16 protein-coding genes are annotated in these 19487 nt (G+C 38.5%); 14 read left to right on the forward strand and 2 right to left on the reverse strand.

What is annotated here, in order from left to right; translation table 11 throughout:
* Positions 1-248: 248 nt before the first annotated feature.
* The 11 genes from ACSLUO_RS06560 to nqrF all read left to right on the forward strand — a co-directional run bounded on the left by ACSLUO_RS06560 (position 249) and on the right by nqrF (position 15209).
* A complete protein-coding gene (locus tag ACSLUO_RS06560) occupies positions 249-2441 on the forward strand; it encodes a bifunctional rhamnulose-1-phosphate aldolase/short-chain dehydrogenase (RefSeq protein WP_448247267.1) in 2193 nt (730 codons plus the stop codon).
* Between the two features lie 63 nt (positions 2442-2504).
* Positions 2505-3797, forward strand: a complete 1293-nt coding sequence (gene rhaI, locus ACSLUO_RS06565; protein ID WP_448247269.1) for an L-rhamnose catabolism isomerase — start codon at positions 2505-2507, stop codon at positions 3795-3797.
* 240 nt (positions 3798-4037) lie between these two features.
* Positions 4038-5732 (forward strand): purine-cytosine permease family protein, encoded by a 1695-nt coding sequence (locus tag ACSLUO_RS06570; protein ID WP_448247270.1) that lies wholly within the window; start codon positions 4038-4040, stop codon positions 5730-5732.
* Positions 5733-6116: 384 nt separating this feature from the next.
* Positions 6117-7529: a glucuronate isomerase gene (gene uxaC / locus ACSLUO_RS06575; RefSeq protein ID WP_448247272.1), complete on the forward strand. Its 1413-nt coding sequence runs from the start codon at positions 6117-6119 to the stop codon at positions 7527-7529.
* Positions 7526-9010, forward strand: coding sequence for a mannitol dehydrogenase family protein (locus tag ACSLUO_RS06580; RefSeq protein ID WP_448247274.1), 1485 nt, complete (start codon positions 7526-7528; stop codon positions 9008-9010). The genes uxaC and ACSLUO_RS06580 overlap by 4 nt, the downstream gene beginning before the upstream one ends.
* A gap of 341 nt (positions 9011-9351) precedes the next feature.
* The gene (locus tag ACSLUO_RS06585; RefSeq protein ID WP_448247276.1) at positions 9352-10689 is read left to right on the forward strand and encodes a Na(+)-translocating NADH-quinone reductase subunit A; all 1338 of its coding nucleotides are present in this window, start codon (positions 9352-9354) and stop codon (positions 10687-10689) included.
* 2 nt (positions 10690-10691) lie between these two features.
* Positions 10692-11903 carry an NADH:ubiquinone reductase (Na(+)-transporting) subunit B gene (locus ACSLUO_RS06590; protein ID WP_448247278.1) on the forward strand — a complete coding sequence of 404 codons (1212 nt, stop codon included), beginning with the start codon at positions 10692-10694 and terminating at the stop codon, positions 11901-11903.
* A complete protein-coding gene (locus ACSLUO_RS06595) occupies positions 11896-12672 on the forward strand; it encodes a Na(+)-translocating NADH-quinone reductase subunit C (RefSeq protein WP_448247280.1) in 777 nt (258 codons plus the stop codon). The genes ACSLUO_RS06590 and ACSLUO_RS06595 overlap by 8 nt, the downstream gene beginning before the upstream one ends.
* Entirely contained in the window at positions 12672-13295 is a 624-nt protein-coding gene (locus ACSLUO_RS06600; protein ID WP_448247282.1) for an NADH:ubiquinone reductase (Na(+)-transporting) subunit D, read from the forward strand. Before ACSLUO_RS06595 ends, ACSLUO_RS06600 begins: the two co-directional genes overlap by 1 nt.
* Positions 13296-13298: 3 nt before the next feature.
* Entirely contained in the window at positions 13299-13922 is a 624-nt protein-coding gene (gene nqrE, locus ACSLUO_RS06605) for an NADH:ubiquinone reductase (Na(+)-transporting) subunit E (RefSeq protein ID WP_448247283.1), read from the forward strand.
* A gap of 63 nt (positions 13923-13985) precedes the next feature.
* The gene (gene nqrF / locus ACSLUO_RS06610; RefSeq protein WP_448247285.1) at positions 13986-15209 is read left to right on the forward strand and encodes an NADH:ubiquinone reductase (Na(+)-transporting) subunit F; all 1224 of its coding nucleotides are present in this window, start codon (positions 13986-13988) and stop codon (positions 15207-15209) included.
* Between the two features lie 401 nt (positions 15210-15610).
* Here the strand turns inward: nqrF and ACSLUO_RS06615 are convergent, their stop codons facing one another.
* The gene (locus ACSLUO_RS06615; RefSeq protein ID WP_448247287.1) at positions 15611-15826 is read right to left on the reverse strand and encodes a DUF3892 domain-containing protein; all 216 of its coding nucleotides are present in this window, start codon (positions 15824-15826) and stop codon (positions 15611-15613) included.
* 1026 nt (positions 15827-16852) lie between these two features.
* Between ACSLUO_RS06615 and ACSLUO_RS06620 the strand changes: the two genes are divergently transcribed.
* Positions 16853-17881 (forward strand): FAD:protein FMN transferase, encoded by a 1029-nt coding sequence (locus ACSLUO_RS06620; protein ID WP_448247289.1) that lies wholly within the window; start codon positions 16853-16855, stop codon positions 17879-17881.
* A gap of 90 nt (positions 17882-17971) precedes the next feature.
* Positions 17972-18193 (forward strand): (Na+)-NQR maturation NqrM, encoded by a 222-nt coding sequence (gene nqrM, locus ACSLUO_RS06625; protein ID WP_448247291.1) that lies wholly within the window; start codon positions 17972-17974, stop codon positions 18191-18193.
* A 75-nt stretch (positions 18194-18268) separates the two neighbouring features.
* Here the strand turns inward: nqrM and ACSLUO_RS06630 are convergent, their stop codons facing one another.
* On the reverse strand, positions 18269-18481 hold the full coding sequence (locus tag ACSLUO_RS06630; protein WP_448247292.1) for a hypothetical protein: 213 nt from the start codon (positions 18479-18481) through the stop codon (positions 18269-18271).
* Positions 18482-18701: 220 nt separating this feature from the next.
* On the opposite strand from ACSLUO_RS06630, the gene ACSLUO_RS06635 reads away from it, so the two are divergent.
* Entirely contained in the window at positions 18702-19481 is a 780-nt protein-coding gene (locus ACSLUO_RS06635) for a ZIP family metal transporter (RefSeq protein WP_448247294.1), read from the forward strand.
* The last annotated feature ends 6 nt before the right edge of the window (positions 19482-19487 follow it).

Consider the following 19487-nt stretch of genomic DNA (forward strand, 5'->3'; position numbering starts at 1 on the left):
CGTTTCTGGTGCATTTCTCTGGTTTGATTAAATAAAATAGGTACAGATCAAAAAATATTTTTTAGCTTCAATTTTAGCTATGTTATTAAAATTATTTGTTTTAATTTCGCTCATTATAAAATAATTGTGGTTTTTGTGAGTGGATATGATTGATTATGCTTGACTCTGTTTTCTTTATCTGTAGTATTAGTAGAAATTATTTTATCTATAAATTTTATTAGACTGTTACTAGTTGGAGTTGAACAGAGATGCCAAGCAAAAAAAGTGAATTTAAGCATGTTGATTATAATTGGGATGACGCCGTTGCGGATAAGTTGTCACCAATTGAAAGCCTCGTTTACCGCTCAAACATCCTCGGCGCAGACCAACGTATTACTAACACCGGTGGTGGTAATACCTCGGCAAAATTAATGGAAACTGACCCATTAACGGGTGAGCAAGTTGAAGTTCTTTGGGTTAAAGGCTCAGGTGGCGATTTACGTACGGCAAAAGTTGAAAACTTTTCTTCTTTATACCAAGGTAAATTAAACGCGTTAGATGCAACTTATCAAGCACGTGATGACAAAGGTTATAAGCAAGCCGGTGAAGATGCCATGATTGGTATGTACAAGCACTGTAACTTTTGCTTGAACCCTCGCGCATCATCAATTGATACACCTTTACACTCAATGATTGCCGATAAGCATGTTGACCATTTACACCCGAACGCGGTTATCGCTATTGCCTCTTGTAAAGATCAAGAAGCATTAACTGAAAAAGTATGGGGCGGTAAAATGGCCTACGTACCTTGGATGCGTCCAGGTTGGGAAGCAGCTAAAGTATGTGAAGAAGCTTATGCAGCAAAACCAGACAGTATCGGTATTTTATTAGGCCAGCATGGCCACACTAACTGGGAAAGCGAAAGCAAAAGCTGTTACGAAACTTCTTTATGGGTTATCGAAACGGCAGCACGTTATATTGAAGAGCACGACAAAGGTGAAATGACTTTTGGCGGTGCTAAAGTAGAAAGCTTATCAGAAGAAGCACGTACTGAATTACTTGCTAAATTCTTACCTGTTGCTCGTGGTATCTTATCAAATAAAGTTAAATTTATTGCAACAGTTCAATCAGATGAAACCGCATTACGTTTCGTAAACAGTGTTGATGCACCTCGTTTAGCTAAATTAGGTACTTCATGTCCTGACCACTTCTTACGTACTAAAATTCAACCTTTATATGTTGACTTTAACCCTGCTACTGATGATTTTGACGTATTAGTTGAAAAATTAAATGCCGGTATTGAGCAATATCGTATTGATTATAAAGCTTATTATGACGCGTGTAAGCGTGATGATTCACCAGCGATGCGTGATCCAAGCCCAACAGTTATCTTAATTCCAGGTGTTGGTATTATTGGTTGGGGTAAAAACAAATCTGAATCACGTGTTACTACTGAATTCTACAACTGTGCCATTGAAGTTATGCGTGGTGCTGAAGCTATCAGTGAGTACACAGCATTACCACAACAAGAAGCATTCGATATTGAATACTGGGCATTAGAAGAAGCTAAGTTACAACGTATGCCAAAAGAAGCGCCATTAGCGCGTGACATCGTTGTAGTTGTTGGTGCTGGTGACGGTATTGGTAAAGAAACAGCTTTCCGTGTAGCTAAAGAAGGCGCTCACGTTGTTTGTGCTGATTTACGTTTTGAAGCAGCACAAAAAACAGCTGATGAATTAACGGCTATTTACGGTCAAGGCATTGGTGTTGCCGGTACTGGCATTTCAGGTTGTGGCCCAGCAATCGCTCAAGAAGTTAACATTACTGACCGTGCAAGCGTTCAAAAAATGTTTGAGCAAGTTACATTAGCTTACGGTGGTATTGATAAAGTTATCGTAACTGCGGGTGTTTTCTTAGCCCCAGGTCAAGCAGGTATGAGCAACGACCAACAATTTGATGTTAGCTTTGCTGTTAACGTTAAAGGTGGTTATATCGTTGGTACTGAAGCAAACGAAATCTGGAAAGCACAAGGCTTAAAAGGTGCATTAGTATTAACTACTAGTGTTAACGCAGCAGTTGCTAAAGCAGGTTCATTAGCTTACGACACATCGAAAGCCGCAGCTAACCACTTAGTACGTGAATTAGCGGTTGAACTAGCGCCATTAGTTAACGTTAATGGTTTAGCACCAGCGACGGTTGTTAAGGGTAGCACCATGTTCCCACGTGATCGTGTAATTGCTTCATTAACTAAGTACAACGTTGAGTTTTCTGAAGCAGATTCAGATGATGAATTACGTGATAAATTAGCGATGTTCTATGCACAACGTACATTAACTAAGTCTCCAATTACGCCAGCTGATCAAGCAGAAGCTGCTTATTTAATGGTTTCAGGTCAGTTAAGTAAAACAACAGGTCAAGTAATTAGTGTAGACGGTGGTTTACACGAAGCGTTCTTACGCTAAGCTAACCTTATTTGAAGCCCCTTTTTAGGGGCTCATTATTAAAATGGTATTAGGAAAAATATAATGACACAACGTATCGACAAAGCGCTAATTGCTGAAGAAAATGCAAAATTAGAAGGCTTTTTAAAAGAAGATTATGAAGCACTAGGTGCTAAGCTTGCACGTGAAAACATTAACATTGATGAGATCACAGCTAAAGCAGAAGAATTTCAAATTGCTGTTCCTTCATGGGGTACAGGTACTGGTGGTACACGTTTCGCACGTTTTCCTGGTGAAGGCGAGCCACGTAACATCTGGGAAAAATTAGAAGATAGCGCTGTTATTAACGATTTATCACAGTGTACTGAGCGTGTTTCTCCACATTTTCCATGGGATAAAGTTGATGACTTTAAAGAATTAAAGCAAACATCTGATGCTTTAGGTCTTAAGTGGGATTCGATTAACTCGAACACTTTCCAAGATCAACCTGGTCAAGAGCATAGCTTTAAATACGGTTCTTTAAGCAACACAAGTAAAGAATCACGTGACCTTGCTATTCAACACAACCTTGATTGTATTGAATGGGGTAAAGAATTAGGTTCTAAAACGTTAACAGTTTGGGTTGGTGATGGTTCTAACCACCCAGGTCAACAACATTTCCAAAGTGCGTTTGAACGTTACTTAGAAAGCATGAAAACCATCTATGCTGGTTTACCATCTGATTGGGAATTACACATCGAACACAAAATGTTCGAGCCTGCATTCTACTCAACAATTATCCAAGATTGGGGTAGCAATATCTTAGCGGCAATGGAATTAGGTCCACAAGCTAAGTCATTAGTTGATTTAGGTCACCATGCGCCAAATGTAAACATTGAAATGATTGTTTCTCGTTTAATCCAATTTAAGAAGCTAGGTGGTTTCCACTTTAACGATTCTAAATACGGTGATGATGATTTAGACAGTGGTAGTTTACACCCGTACCAACAATTCTTAATTTTCAATGAATTAGTTGATGCTGAATACCGTAATCAAGAAGGTTTTGGTCCAAACTACATGTTAGACCAATCACATAACGTGACTGACCCAATTGAAAGTTTAATGAACTCAGCTGCAAGCGTACAACGCTCTTATGTTTCTGCATTAATTGTTGATCGTCCTAAGTTATCTGAATATCAATTCAATAATGACGCATTAATGTGTAGCAATACATTAAAGCATGCGTTTACAACTGACGTATCGCCAATTTTAGCGATGGCACGTTTCCGTAAAGGTGGTGCAATTGACCCAATCGCGACTTACCGTAAGTCAGGTTACCGTGCGCAAGCAGGTGTTGAACGTCCAAACAGTGGCGGCAACGGTTCAGGCATCGTTTAAAGTCGGTTTTGTTGTTAGGTTACACCTAAGCGACAAGCTTTAAGAATAAACGTGAAGATGCTTAGGCATCTTCACGTGTTTTTGGTATAAGAAAGCTCACAGAGCTAGAAATTATAAACAAAGAAGTTAAAAGCTCATGGCCGTTAGCTTAAGGCCAGCAGCCTATATAAAAATAACAATAGTTAATAAAAGTGAAGTTCGCAGGAAAATGCGTGTTATTCACTCAATCGGAGGCGAGAAATGTCAACTGCAGAAGAATTTGAAACTCAACCGGTAACCCCGGAAAAGTTACAAGGGCCAAAAACCTTTGCGGCGAGTTATGCTGGTGAGCATGTAGCGGGTACTGAGTTTGTTATTGGTGCGTTATTCGTATCATGGGGCGTCGGCGCTGTCGATGTATTAATTGGTTTACTGTTTGGTAATTTATTGGCGGTATTAACTTGGGGCTTAATTACAGCACCTATTGCTACCGACACCCGATTAACCTTATATGCCTATTTAGAAAAAATTGCCGGCCCGGGTACGATAAAACTCTACAGTGTGGTTAATGGTATTTTATTCTGTGTACTGGCCGGAGCCATGATCACCGTATCAGCCTCTGCGGTACGTATTCTTTTTGGTATTGAAGACCAAGTAGGCTACTTTCCAAGTGATTTCCGATTTGTCCTAGTAGTACTAGGTGTTGGTGCTGTTGTGGTTTACATGGCGGTAAAAGGCTTTAAAAAGCTAGCTGCGTTTGCTGAAGTGTGTGCTCCTTGGATGATCTTAATGTTTATTGTTGGTGCGTTAGTAATGATGCCGACAACCGTTGGTGCTACTGCCGGTGTTGATAGTATTAATAGTTTCAGTGACTTCTTAACGGTGGCTAGTGAATCTATTTGGAAAGATACCGAAGGCGAAATTGGTATTTGGCATGTAGTTGCTTTTGCTTGGGTAGCAAACCTTGCAATGCACGGTAGTTTAGGTGATATGACTTTATTACGTTTTGCTAAAAGTGCTAAATATGGCTATTTCTCAGCATTAGGTATGTTTATTGGTCACTATATGGCATGGATTTGTGCTGGTATTATGGGCGCAGGTGCAGCGATTTTATTAAAAACGAGTATTACCGCGATTGACCCAGGCTCTGTTGCTTATACCGCACTTGGTGCTTCAGGTATTTTAGCGGTTATTATTGCTGGTTGGACAACGTCAAACCCAACAATTTATCGTGCTGGTTTAGCGTTCAGTTCATTAAACCACACTTGGGGCCGTACTAACGTAACGATTGTGGTTGGTATTATCACCACCATCATTGCATGTTCTCCATTTGTTTTCTCTGGTTTACTTGGTTTTGTTGGTTATATGGGGCTTTTATTAGCACCGGTTGGCGCGATTATTGTTGCTGAGCATTGGTTATTCCCGAAAATTGGTTTAACCCGTTATTGGTCTTATTATAAAGGTAATACTACCAATATGGCCGCATTTATCACTTGGATAGTGTCTATGGTTGCTGGTATAGCTGTTGAGCAAGCAGGCTTGTTGCACTTATTCTTTATTCTTGTGCCGTTATGGGCGTTTTCAACTGTGTTATATATAGTGCTTGCATCAGCCATGGGTGCTAAAGCGACATATCCTGAAGCGGTAGCAGCAGAACAAGCTGAATCAGCGCGTAAAGTTGCCGAAGTTAATTACTTAGCAACAGCGGAAAAAACAACGCAAAAAGTCAGTTTACCAGCTAATGTTAAAGTAGCGAAAATTATTGCTTGGTCTGCATTAGTAGCTTGTGCCTATTTAGGGCTTGATTCTTATATAAATAACGACATTGATACTGTTACCACTTGGTTAATTGTACCAACGTTAATTTATTTTGTATCAGCAACATATGCTTATATAGCACAAGACAAACAAGCCGAAGCAGAAACCGCTACGACAACGGTAAATAACCCTGCTTAAGTTAAAAGGAGATTAATGGTTATTTAACCTTAGCCTTTTTAGCTCCCCGCGCCCTTGATGGATACTTAGGTATTGGTTAAGGGCGTTTTTTTATTATTAAACTATCCTGAGCTCAGGTTAAATTACCTTCTTATCGCTAACCGGTGATAATTATCTTGATCATAAGGTTGTTTTTTGTTTAAATGGAAAGGTGGCCTTACCAATATTTTCAGGGTAAAATAACCGAAGTTTTTTAAGACCCTATATATGGGCTTTAACAACAGTTCGCTCATTATGATAAATTATGGCTATTGATGATAGCCGCTAACGAGTTACTTATTTGATATAGCAGATGATAGTAACTAAGTTTGTATTAACAAAATAAATAGCCAAAGAGGTTTCATCGTGGCACAGCTTATAAATTTACATCCAGATAGACTATTTAGTTCTGACCCTGTTCAACGTGATATTGCGCGACGTTTATATAACAGTGTTAAAGATTTACCAATTGTTAGTCCACACGGACATACAGATCCAAGCTGGTTTGCCGACAACGAATGTTTCTCTAATGCAACCGAATTATTATTACAGCCGGATCATTATTTACTTCGCATGCTTTATAGCCAAGGTATTTCGATGGCATCGTTGGGCATTAATAAAACCGGTATTGATAAATCCGTTGATCCTAAAAAAGTATGGCAAATTTTTGCTGATAACTACTTTTTATTTCAAGGCACGCCTACCAGTATTTGGTTGGATTATGTTTTTGCCAATGTGTTTGGCTTTACAGAAGCGTTAACATCAGAAAATGCGCAAGCGTATTACGATAAAATTACCGCGGATTTGCAGTTAGATGAATTTAAACCACGGGCGCTTTTTGAACGTTTTAACATTGAAGTGATCGCAACAACTGAATCTGCGCTTGATGATCTTAAACACCATAAAAAAATTCAAGAAAGTGGTTGGCAGGGGAAAGTGATCACCGCTTTTAGACCTGATAATGTGGTTGATCCAGAATTTGAAGGTTTTGAAGATAACCTAGCGCAACTTGCTGAAATTACCGGTTGTGATCATGGTACTTTTGCCGGTTATTTAGCAAGCTTGCGAGATCGTCGTCAGTATTTTAAAAAGTATGGTGCTACTTCTACCGATCATGGTCATGCTACTGCTAGAACCCTTGATTTATCAGATGAAGATAAAGAAGCACTTTATCAAAAAATTAGAAGCCAAAACTTTACTGCTGAAGATGCCGATTGTTTTAGAGCACAAATGTTAACTGAAATGGCTAATATGAGTATTGAAGATGGCTTAGTAATGCAAATTCATCCTGGTGTTTACCGTAATCATAACATTGACTTATTTAAGGGCTTTGGACGTGATAAAGGCGCAGATATTCCCGTACAAACTAGCTATGTTGAAAACTTAAGACCACTATTAAATAAGTATGGCAATAGTACCGATTTTAAATTAATTGTTTTTACTTTAGATGAAACAACCTACGCTCGTGAATTAGCGCCATTAGCGGGGCATTATCCGGCCATGAAATTAGGCCCTGCTTGGTGGTTCCATGATAGTGCTGAAGGAATGCGTCGCTATCGTCAGCAAGTTACCGAAACGGCAGGCTTTTATAATACAGTTGGCTTTAATGATGACACCCGAGCGTTTTTATCTATTCCTGCGCGTCATGATGTTGCCCGCCGTATGGATTGTGTCTTTTTAGCGGAACTGGTTTCAGATCACCGTTTAACTGAGCAGCAAGCAGAAAAAATTGCTTATGACTTAACGTATAACTTAGCAAAACAGGCGTACTTGTTATGAGCAATAAATTATTAACGAAAAATACGGTAACTAACCTTGCTGAGTCTGTTGAAAAATTAGCATATGATCCGGCTAAGGCAACCTCAGGCATTGTGCATATTGGCATTGGTGCTTTTCATCGGGCACATCAAGCGGTTTACACTAATGATTTATTAGCTTTGGGTGAAAACCAATGGAAAATTACCGCCGTTAGTTTACGTTCAGCCAATATTCGTAATCAGATGCAGCCACAAGACTACATCTATTCGGTTTTAGAACGTTCTAATAATGAAGATAAAATTTCCTTAGTAGGGGCTATTGAGCAAGTATTAGTAGCACCAGAAAACCCACAACGTGTTATTGATGTGCTTGCTGATACGAGCACAAAAGTAGTAACGTTAACGGTTACCGAAAAAGGCTATTGTCGTGATAAGTCAGGTGTTCATCTTGATTTAACTAATCCTGCGGTAATGAATGATTTAAATAACCTCAATGCGCCGCAATCTGTGCCGGGCTTTATTGTTGCTGCCTGTCAAAAGCGCCGTACTACCAACAGTAAATTAACCATTGTCAGCTGTGATAACTTACCGTCGAATGGCCGTGTTACTCAAGCTATTGTTTTGGAGTTTGCTGAGCAAGTAAATCCTGACATAGCTGCTTGGATCAAAGAAAATGTTTCTTTCTGTAATTCTATGGTTGACCGTATCGTGCCAGCAACCACGGAAGATGACATTGCACTCGCTTCTTCATTATTAGGTGTTCAAGATAATAGTGTGGTGATCACTGAACCATTTAAACAGTGGGTAATAGAAGATAACTTTGTTAATGACAAACCAGCTTGGGATAAAGTAGGTGCTTTGTTTGTAAAAGAAGTGTGTGTTTATGAAGACATGAAACTTCGTTTATTAAACGGTAGTCATTCAACATTAGCTTATATAGGTTTCTTGATGGGCTATGATTATATTCATCAAGCGGTAACTGATCCCGACTGTCATCAATTTGTTCAATTGTTACAAAAGCAAATGTTAACCACGTTAGATGATGTTGCCGGTGTTGATTTACCTGTTTATGCACAATCGATTTTAGATCGTTTTGCTAATCAGCGAGTGCCTTATAAAACAACGCAGGTAGCTTGTGATGGTTCACAAAAGCTAGCGCAACGCTTATTAAAACCTGCTGATATTATGCTAACGTCAGGTCAAATATCAGATCCTGTGGCATTAGTGATTGCCAGTTGGTGCCGTTTTTTAGAAGGGCGTGATCATCAAGGTGAAAATTTTACGGTGATTGATCCGTTAGCTGAAACGTTAACCAAACTTGCGGTTACTCATAAAACAGACGAAAAGCAGCAAGTATTAGCGATATTAAAAGAGTCAGGTATTTGTAGCGCTGCTTTATTGGCTAATAACAGCTTTATTGAAGCTATTACCGGCTATTTAACTGCTATCCATCAAAATGGTATGCAAGCTACCTTAAAGCTGTTCTTAAGCTCACTGAAATGATGACTTAACAGAAGAAGTAAAAATTTATTTGTGTTGTTCTCATGATCAACCACTTTGATTTGTTTAAAAAGCCAGCATTTTTATTGCTGGTTTTTTTTATTTTCAGCAAAATTTATGAACTGGTCTAGTATTTAGCTAATTTCTAAGTAAATTTTAGCTGGGTGGATAGCATCAATTATAGTTTGTGTGCTAAAATCCGCGGCTGAATATTTTAACTAAGCTTGGTGAAACCTTAATCGTAAGATTATGTTTTTACTGAAATACACTGAAATCATTCTAACCTTTTGAAATATAAGGGATTAGTTGGTTTTGATACTCCCGTCAAAGTAGTGCAAGTGTTTATGATTACAATAAAGAAAGGTCTGGACGTCCCTGTTAATGGAGCCCCCCAGCAGGTAATCCATGATGGTTCAACCATCAAAACTGTTGCAACACTAGGTGAAGAGTTTGTGGGCATGCGCCCTACTATGTTTGTCAAAGTAGGTGATCGTGTTAAAAAAGGTCAGGATCTTTTTGAAGATAAAAAGAACCCTGGCGTTAAATTCACAGCTCAAGTTGCCGGTGTTGTTACTGAAATTAATCGTGGTGAAAAGCGCGTTTTACAATCTGTCGTTATCAACGTCGATGGCGATGAACAAGAAACGTTTGCGAGTTACCCAGCTTCACAATTAAGTTCGTTAGCGCGTCAAGACGTTGTTGATAACTTAGTTAATTCTGGTTTATGGACAGCAATTCGTACTCGTCCATACAGTAAAATCCCAGCAATCGATGCAACAGCTAAAGCTATTTTTGTTAGTGCTATGGATACCAATCCATTAGCCGCTGATCCTGAAGTAGTGATTAATGAACAAGCTGAAGCCTTTAAACAAGGTTTAACCGTGTTAACACGTTTAACCGAAGGTGAAGTGTTTGTTTCTAAAGCTCCAGGAGCTAACATTCCTGTTGATACTGGTGTTTCGGTTAACGAATTTGCGGGTAAACATCCTGCAGGTTTAGTTGGTACCCATATCCATTTTCTTAAGCCAGTAAATGCCGACAACTTTGTGTGGCATGTGGGTTATCAAGATGTTATTGCCATTGGTACGTTATTTACTACTGGCCAACTTGATAATAATCGTGTTATTTCGCTTGCTGGTCCTGCAGCTAAAAAACCACGTTTAGTACGTACGGTTTTAGGTGCAAATACTAATGACTTAGTTGCGAATGAAACAATTGACGGTGAAGTACGTATTGTTTCTGGCTCTTTATTACAAGGTAATAAAGCGTATGGCGTACATGCTTATTTAGGTCGTTATCACGTACAAGTGTCTTTATTACTTGAAGGCCGTGAAAAAGAATTTATTGGTTATATGATGCCAGGCGCGAATAAGTTTTCAGTAACTCGTGCTTACTTATCGCATTTATCACCAAGCAAATTATTTAAAATGACAACAACAACTAACGGTAGTTCACGTGCTATGGTGCCAATTGGTAACTATGAACGTGTAATGCCATTAGATGTATTGCCAACCTTATTATTACGTGACTTATGTGCTGGCGATACCGACAGCGCTCAGCAGTTAGGTGCCTTAGAGCTTGACGAAGAAGATTTAGCCTTATGTACATTTGTTTGCCCAGGCAAAACAGATTACGGCGTTTTACTTCGTGATTGCCTAACCATAATTGAGAAGGAAGGTTAGACATGGGCTTGAAAAAGTTTATTGAAGACATTGAGCCGCTCTTTGAAAAAGGCGGTAAACATGAAAAGTGGTTCGCTTTATATGAAGCAATCGCAACCGGTTTATTTACACCGGGTTATGTAACCAAAGGCAATACGCATATTCGTGATAGTATCGATCTTAAGCGTATTATGATCACTGTATGGTTAGCTGTTTTTCCTGCCATGTTTTTTGGTATGTTTAACATTGGTTTCCAAGCAACTGAAGCTTTAGCGGCCGGATACGCTTTACCTGATTCATGGCAAGTAGCTATTTTTAGCTTTTTAGGCGGTGAATTATCAGCAAGCTCTGGCTGGTTTACGCAAATGCTTTACGGCGCATGTTTCTTCTTACCTATCTATGCAACAGTATTTATTGTTGGTGGTTTTTGGGAAGTATTATTTGCTGCTGTGCGTAAGCATGAAGTTAACGAAGGTTTCTTTGTTACCTCAATTTTATTTGCCTTAATTCTTCCGGCAACAATTCCATTATGGCAAGCCGCTATCGGTATTACTTTTGGTGTTGTTATCGCAAAAGAAATTTTTGGTGGTACAGGTAAAAACTTCTTAAACCCTGCATTAGCGGGGCGTGCGTTTTTATTCTTTGCTTACCCAGGTGAAATTTCAGGTGATGCTGTATGGGTTGCTGTTGATGGCTTCTCTGGTGCAACACAATTAGCAGCAGGCGCTTTAGCAGTACCTGGTACTATTGATTACAGCTTAAATGCTGATTGGTGGAATGCATTCTGGGGCTTTATCCCTGGTTCTGTTGGTGAAGTATCAACAGCGGCAATTTTCCTTGGTGGTGCTTATATTCTTTATAAAGGCATAGCCTCATGGCGTATTGTGTTAAGTGTTTTCTTAGGTATGGCGGCAACAGCTACGTTATTCAACGCTATTGGTAGTGATACTAATGCGATGTTTGCAATGCCTTGGTACTGGCACTTAGTAGTTGGTGGTTTTGCGTTTGGTATGATGTTTATGGCGACAGACCCTGTCACTATGTCATTTACTAACACAGGTAAATACTGGTTTGGTGCTTTAGTTGGCGTTATGGTGGTATTGGTTCGTGTGGTAAACCCAGCTTTCCCAGAAGGTATGATGCTAGCCATCTTATTTGCTAACTTATTCGCACCATTATTCGACTACTTTGTCGTACAAGCGAATATCAAACGGAGGCTTGCTCGCAATGTCTAGTAATAAAGAATCATTTGGCAGAACGGTTGGTTTCGTTTTTGTAGTATGTATTGTTTGTGCTGCCTTAGTATCGTTTTCAGCGGTAACGTTGAAACCTTTACAAACAGCAAACAAGTTACTTGACCAACAAACTAAAATTTTAGAAGCAGCCAATTTATTAGAAAGCTCAGGCAAAGATGCAAAAAGCATTGTTGCGGCGTACAATAAATTTGTTGAAGCAAAAATGATTGATCTAGATTCAGGTGAATTCATTGAAGGTGACCCTTTAATGTTCGACGAACGTCGTGATGCCCGTGATGTAGAAAAATCAGATAAGCCAGAAAACGATATTGCCGGTATTAATCGACGTGCTCATAACAGTGTTGTATATATCGTTCGTAATGGTGCTGGTGAAGTTGAAACAGTAGTTTTACCAATTGTTGGTTCAGGTCTTTGGGATTTAATGTTTGGTTACGTTGGTCTTGAAGCTGATTTAAATACGGTTAAAAGTGTTATTTATTCTGATCATAAAGAAACTCCGGGCTTAGGTGCGGAAGTCATGAATCCTAAGTGGAAAGCATTATGGCCAGGTAAAAAGATTTTTGATCAATCAGGTCAGCCAGCGATTAAATTAGTTAAAGGTGGCGCTAAAGCTGATGATATCAACGGTGTTGATGCATTATCAGGGGCAACGTTAACCAGTAATGGCGTAACAAACACGTTACAATTTTGGTTTGGTGAAGAAGGCTATGGTCCTTTCATTGCTAAAAATCGTGGAGGATTGAAATAATGTCTTCAGATGCTAAAAAAGTATTAACGAGTCCTATCGTTGACAATAACCCAATTGCATTACAAGTATTGGGTATTTGTTCAGCATTAGCGGTAACAAGCTCGTTAGCAAACGCATTGGTAATGACCATGGCGGTTGTTATGGTTACTGCATTTTCGAACTTGTTTATCTCGATTATCCGTAACATGATCCCTTCAAGTGTACGTATTATCGTGCAAATGGCGATTATTGCTTCATTGGTAATTGTGGTTGACCAAGTGTTAAAAGCTTTCTCATATCAGTTATCAAAAGAGCTATCAGTATTTGTTGGTTTGATCATAACTAACTGTATTGTTATGGGCCGAGCAGAAGCATTCGCAATGAAAGAAAAGCCAGGTGTAAGCTTTTTAGATGGTATTGGTAACGGTTTAGGTTACGGTGCTATCTTAGTTACAGTTGCGTTTTTCCGTGAATTATTGGGCTTTGGTACATTATTCGGCATTGAAATTTTACCACTTATTCAAAATGGTGGTTGGTATCAAGCGAATGGTTTATTAGTTTTACCATTTAGCTCATTCTTCATTATCGGTTTAATCATCTGGGGTATTCGCCAGTGGAAACCAGCGCAAGTTGAGAAGGATTAATCGATGGAACATTATATTAGCTTACTTGTTAAAACGATTTTCATTGAGAATATCGCCTTATCATTTTTCCTAGGTATGTGTACGTTCTTAGCGGTGTCTAAGAAAGTAAGTACTGCTATGGGCTTAGGTGTTGCCGTTATAGTTGTACTTGGTTTAGCGGTTCCTGCTAACCAAGTGATCTATCAAGCAATCTTAGCGCCTGGTGCATTAGATAGCATCTTAGGTATTACCGATCCTGCTGAATCAGTTGATTTGAGCTTCTTATCATTTATTACCTTTATTGGTGTAATTGCGGCGTTAGTACAAATTCTAGAAATGACACTAGATAAATACTTCCCAGCGTTATATCAAGCACTTGGTATCTTTTTACCGTTAATTACCGTTAACTGTGCAATTTTTGGTGCTGTGTCTTTCATGGTTTCTAAAAACTTAACATTTGGTGAGTCGGTTGTTTATGGTATCGGTTCTGGTATTGGTTGGGCATTAGCAATTGTATTGCTTGCCGGCTTACGTGAGAAAATGAAATATTCTGACGTGCCAGATGGCCTTAAAGGTTTAGGTATTACGTTTATTACTGCAGGATTGATGGCATTTGGCTTTCTTTCTTTCGGTGGTATTTCGTTATAATAAGATTAATGAGCAAGGCAAGTAATTACTTGTCTGCTCCTAGAGAAGTATAAGGAAAAGTCGATGGAAATTATTCTCGGCGTAGGCATGTTCACTGCAATCGTTATCGCTTTGGTACTAGTAATCTTATTTGCTAAATCAAAGTTGGTTGCTGAAGGTGACGTGACAATTTCAATTAATGGTGACCCTGACAAAGCTGTGACTACCAGTGCTGGTGGCAAGTTACTAGGCGCACTTGCTGATCAAGGTATTTTTATTCCTTCAGCTTGTGGTGGCGGTGGTACTTGTGGTCAGTGTCGTGTACACGTGCATTCTGGTGGTGGCGATATTCTACCAACAGAGCAAGGTCATATTACTAAACGTGAAGCAAAAGAAGGTTGTCGTCTTTCATGTCAAGTTGCTGTTAAGCAAGACATGGAAATTGAAGTAGAAGACGAAATCTTTGGTGTTCAACAATGGGAATGTGAAGTTATCTCTAACGATAACAAAGCAACTTTCATTAAAGAACTTAAGCTTAAAATACCAAATGGTGAATCAGTACCTTTCCGTGCTGGTGGTTATATTCAAATTGAAGCGCCAGCTTACCATGTTAAGTACAGCGATTTTGATATTGATGAACAATACCGTGGTGACTGGGAACATTTTGGTTTCTTCGACGTAGAGTCAAAAGTAGATGAGCCAACTTTACGTGCTTACTCAATGGCTAACTACCCAGAAGAAGAAGGCATTATCATGCTGAACGTGCGTATTGCTACGCCGCCTCCTGGAAAACTACATTTACCAGCAGGTAAAATGTCATCATTTATTTTCAGCTTAAAGCCAGGTGATAAAGTAACAATTTCTGGACCATTTGGTGAGTTCTTCGCTAAAGATACTGATGCAGAAATGGTATTTATCGGTGGTGGTGCTGGTATGGCGCCAATGCGTTCACACATTTTTGACCAACTTAAGCGTCTTAAATCAAAACGTAAGATGAGTTTCTGGTACGGTGCACGTTCATTACGTGAAATGTTCTACGAAGATGATTATAACGGCTTAGCAGCTGACAATGACAACTTCGAATGGCATGTTGCTTTATCGGATCCACAGCCAGAAGATAACTGGGACGGTTTAACTGGTTTTATTCACAACGTGTTACATGAGCAATACTTAAAAGATCATGAAGCACCAGAAGATTGTGAATATTACATGTGTGGGCCACCAATGATGAATGCTGCTGTGATCAATATGCTTAAAGATTTAGGCGTAGAAGATGAGAACATTATGTTGGATGACTTCGGCGGCTAATTTTAAGTTTTAGCTTGTCTGATGATGTTATTACGTTGTCGTGAATGCTCACCTAGTAAACTAGGCTCCGCGTTCACTCCTAGTACTAACATAATCATTCATCGCAAAATTCTTAAAATGACACAAGAAGTAATGGATATAAAAAAGACGACCTAGGTCGTCTTTTTTGTTAGAAAGGGATTATTTGGGTAAATAAATATAAAGGTAAAATGCTCGGTGAAATACCTAAAGAGGATTTTAGAGAAATAGTTAGATCAAAGTTTGCTGAGTTGTGTTACCACTCTGATTTTATGTTAGCAATTTTGGATGGTAATCAAAACTCAACTACATTAAAGAACCTAAACCAAGCAGCTTCGCAATAAGAAAAAGGGCTAAGAATAGCCCTCCTAATATTACTTGAACTAATCGTTTATGTTATCAGGTAGATTACAATTCCGATTATTTCTAGCGTACTTCATACCATTTCTACTGTAAATATGCGTATCAGGGTGTTTTCCAGCTAATACTTCTTTAACTATTTTAGGACGGGATACTACACCACGCCCCTTGATTGTATAAGAATCGTTACCAGATCCAGAACCTGAACCGTTACCATTAATACTAGAGCCTTGAGCCATAGCGTTCACCTATTTAAGTTATGAAAAGAGGGGGGAGAAATCCCCCCTAATTACTTATTTTCCTGAATTAGGAAAACTACGATCATGCCCACACACATACTCAAGGAAGCCGTTTCTCTTCCGAGTGTATCCGTTAACGTGAACAAGATTAGGAGTTAAATAACTCATAACAATAACCTCGCTTAACTTTCTGATAGTTAAGAGGTTAGTTCAAAAGGTGAAAGTTTATACAAATAAATCTATTGAAAATTATTTGAATAAAATATATTGTTTCGCAGTACCCGTTCAAAAGTACATACGGTTCAGTCACCAGATGTTAACCTCTGCTTGCGCTGAATCCTAGTCATTGCGTTTACCGATTGTAGTAGGTTGGTAACCGCTTTGACTAACTCTCTTCAACTAAAAACAAACCAATACACATTATTATGATGTGCTTTTGTTGTTTTCTAGACACAAGATAGAGGGGGGTTTCGCTTCGTTGCAAGGGTTAAAATTGCGTAAAAAATCACACATTTTACTCAATTTTTTTACGGTTAGTAATTACTAACTTAGTAATGCTTCTTATTTTTACTTTTTAAGAAAGGCAAACTGTATTTTAACTTTTTTATTGATATAAAATTATTAATTTATTTTTTTAAATGCGTTGCACCTACCAGCTATATAGCTCTTTTTCACCTCAAATAATGTTGTATCTACGGATAATTTGCAGCTATTAGAGATATTTTACTGGTTGCTAGAATAAGTGCCATTTAGATAAAATAACTCTAGCTCTCCACGTTCTTTTGATAAACTCACGCATGCTTAAATGTCTTGTTAATAATTGACAATAGGTTTTAAGCAATCGGAATACAGTATTGCCTATTAAGTAGAGCAACTTTAAATTCACAGTAGCTTGTGTGATGCCTTGCAGAATGGTTATAATTCTTTGATTTTCAGCGTAAAGACGACGACCTAAGTCGTCTTTTTTGCATCTTGTGATAAATAGTCAAATAAGTAAAAGCATTAATGTTTTAAGTGAAGGGTGTAATGCGTCAATTAAAAGTTTTAGTATGTGTGTTTGTTTCGTTGTTTTCATTGTTATTAGTTGGCTGTTTTCCTAATAACAATGATGCGGTAAAAGAAGAGGTACTTCTGCAAGGCCGTACTATGGGTACAACTTATAATATTAAAGTGGTGGTTGATAAAGGTTTTGATACAGCGGAGCTTCACCAAGCAATTGATCAAGCATTGCTGGCGGTGAATCAATCCATGTCAACTTATATCCCTGACTCTGAATTGTCACTGTTTAATAAAAGTGAGGGTATTAACCCGATTAAAATATCAGCTGGCTTAAACAAGGTCCTTACCGAAGCGTTACGTTTAGGGAAAATTTCTCAAGGTAAACTTGATGTTACCGTTGGCCCTTTGGTTAACTTATGGGGCTTTGGTCCTGAATATCGTGTTGAAAAAATGCCGACAGCCGAAGAAGAAGCAATAGCCAAAGCGCGCATTGGCTTACAGCATATACAATTAATTAATGGTCAACTAAGTAAAACTATTCCTGACTTGTATATTGATTTGTCTACTATTGCGAAAGGCTATGGCGTTGATGTTATCGCGGACTTATTAGAAAGTGATGGTATTAATGGCTATTTAGTTGAAATTGGCGGTGAGATGCGATTAAAAGGGTTTAAAGCTGATGGTACGCTATGGCATGTCGCGGTAGAAAAACCGGTAACAGCAGAACGCTCCGTTCATCAAATTATAGTGCCTAAAGATAATGCCGTGGCAACGTCAGGTGATTATCGAAATTATATTGAAGTAGATGGTCAGCGATATTCACATATTATTGACCCTGATACCGCGAGACCTATTGCGCACAAGTTAGTGTCGGTTACGGTTATTCATCCTTCATCAATGACAGCCGATGGTTTATCAACGGCAATTATGGTGATGGGTGTTGAAAAAGGTTTAGCGTTTGCTAAAGAGCATGATATTGCCGCTATGTTAATTGCTAAAACCGCTGATGGCTTTGAAGAGATTAATACGGTAAAATTCATGCCTTATTTGAAATAAACATTCACGTAGGCGTGTCTGACTTTATTCAAACAAATATTTATGCTTAATCAGCTAATTTATGATTAAGCCAATGCTTTAGGAAATACCATGACCATATTTTTACTGACTTTAGGCTTTTTTATCATTGTATTTATCGCAATGGGCGTAGGGTATATTTTTCAACAAAAAAGTTTAGCCGGCAGTTGTGGTGGTTTAGGATCTATTGGTATTGAAAAAGCCTGTAACTGTGAAAATCCTTGTGAAAAACGACAAGAACGCGAACGTTTAGCGGCTGAAAAAGAAAACATGATCGACGTTAAAAATATTTAATTTTTCATAAAATAGTAATTAATACAGTGATTATTCCGACTCTAATAGTCACTGTGATTTTATCATAACTGGCCGTTATTCTTCAGAAAGTACTTTTTTAATTGCTTGGCATAAGCTAACAGCCACATATTCTTCAAAATGATCTGCAGGATCAAAGGCACGTTCGTGCGCAATATCAATAGCGGCTAACCGCGTTATTAATAACTTTCGTAATTCATCTTTAGATTGTTTTGGATTAGTAATATCGTCTGAAAGCGATAATAACTGATCCCAGAGAATATGATTCATCAACTTACTTCTAAATGCACTATTTTGGTGAGAACTGTATAGTTAATTTTAGATAAATACCAGTAAAATAATTGACCGTTATCACATTAATTTCAGCGTTCTTATACGCATTGAATAAAAATTAGTTATGTAGCAATTGATGAAAACTTAAATTCACTTGACGTAGTTATATTAGCGGTTACAGTCAAGCTAATGACTAAACGAGTTAGGAAAGTTATAGATGATGGAATATGGTTTAGAAGCCGCAATGTGGGGAGGTGTTTCTGGCTTAGCGTTATTTATTGGCGCAGTTATTGGCTTTTATATTAATCTGCCGCATAAGGTTATTTCCAGTATTATGGCATTTGGTGCCGGTGTTTTGATCTCGGCTTTGTCGTTTGAATTAATGGCAAAATCTACTGAACAAGGTGGTTTATTAGCCTCTCTAGCGGGCTTTAGTGCTGGTGTGTTGTTGTATTCCGTAGCAAATTATTTTGTTTGTGGCCAAGGCGTATTACATCGAAAACGCTCCCAAGGTATTCCTAAAAGGATACGAGAAAACAATCCAAAAATTACTACCGCAAGTACCGCTGGCTTTGCTATTGCATTAGGTGCCTTATTAGATGGTATACCTGAATCAGCCGCTATTGGGGTTAGTATGTTAGAAGGCGGCAGTGTTGCTTTTGTTACTGTTTTTGCTGTCTTCATTTCAAATATACCGGAAGGTTTATCCAGCTCAGCTGGTATGAAAAAAGCAGGTAAAAGTGCGGCTTTTGTTTTTACGCTTTGGTTGGCAATTACTTTAGTATTGGCACTTTCGGCATGGTTCGGTTTTAGCTTTTTAGGCTTGTTTGGTAAAGAAGCCGTTGGCTTTGCTACCGCTTTAGCAGCTGGGGCTATTTTAGTAATGATCATTCAAACCATGATCCCCGAAGCATTTGAAGATATGCATAATATTACCGGACCAATCGCTGCAGTAGGGTTTTTATTCGCTTATAGTGTCAGCGAATTATACGGTTAATATACT

Source organism: Thalassotalea agariperforans (assembly GCF_053470345.1).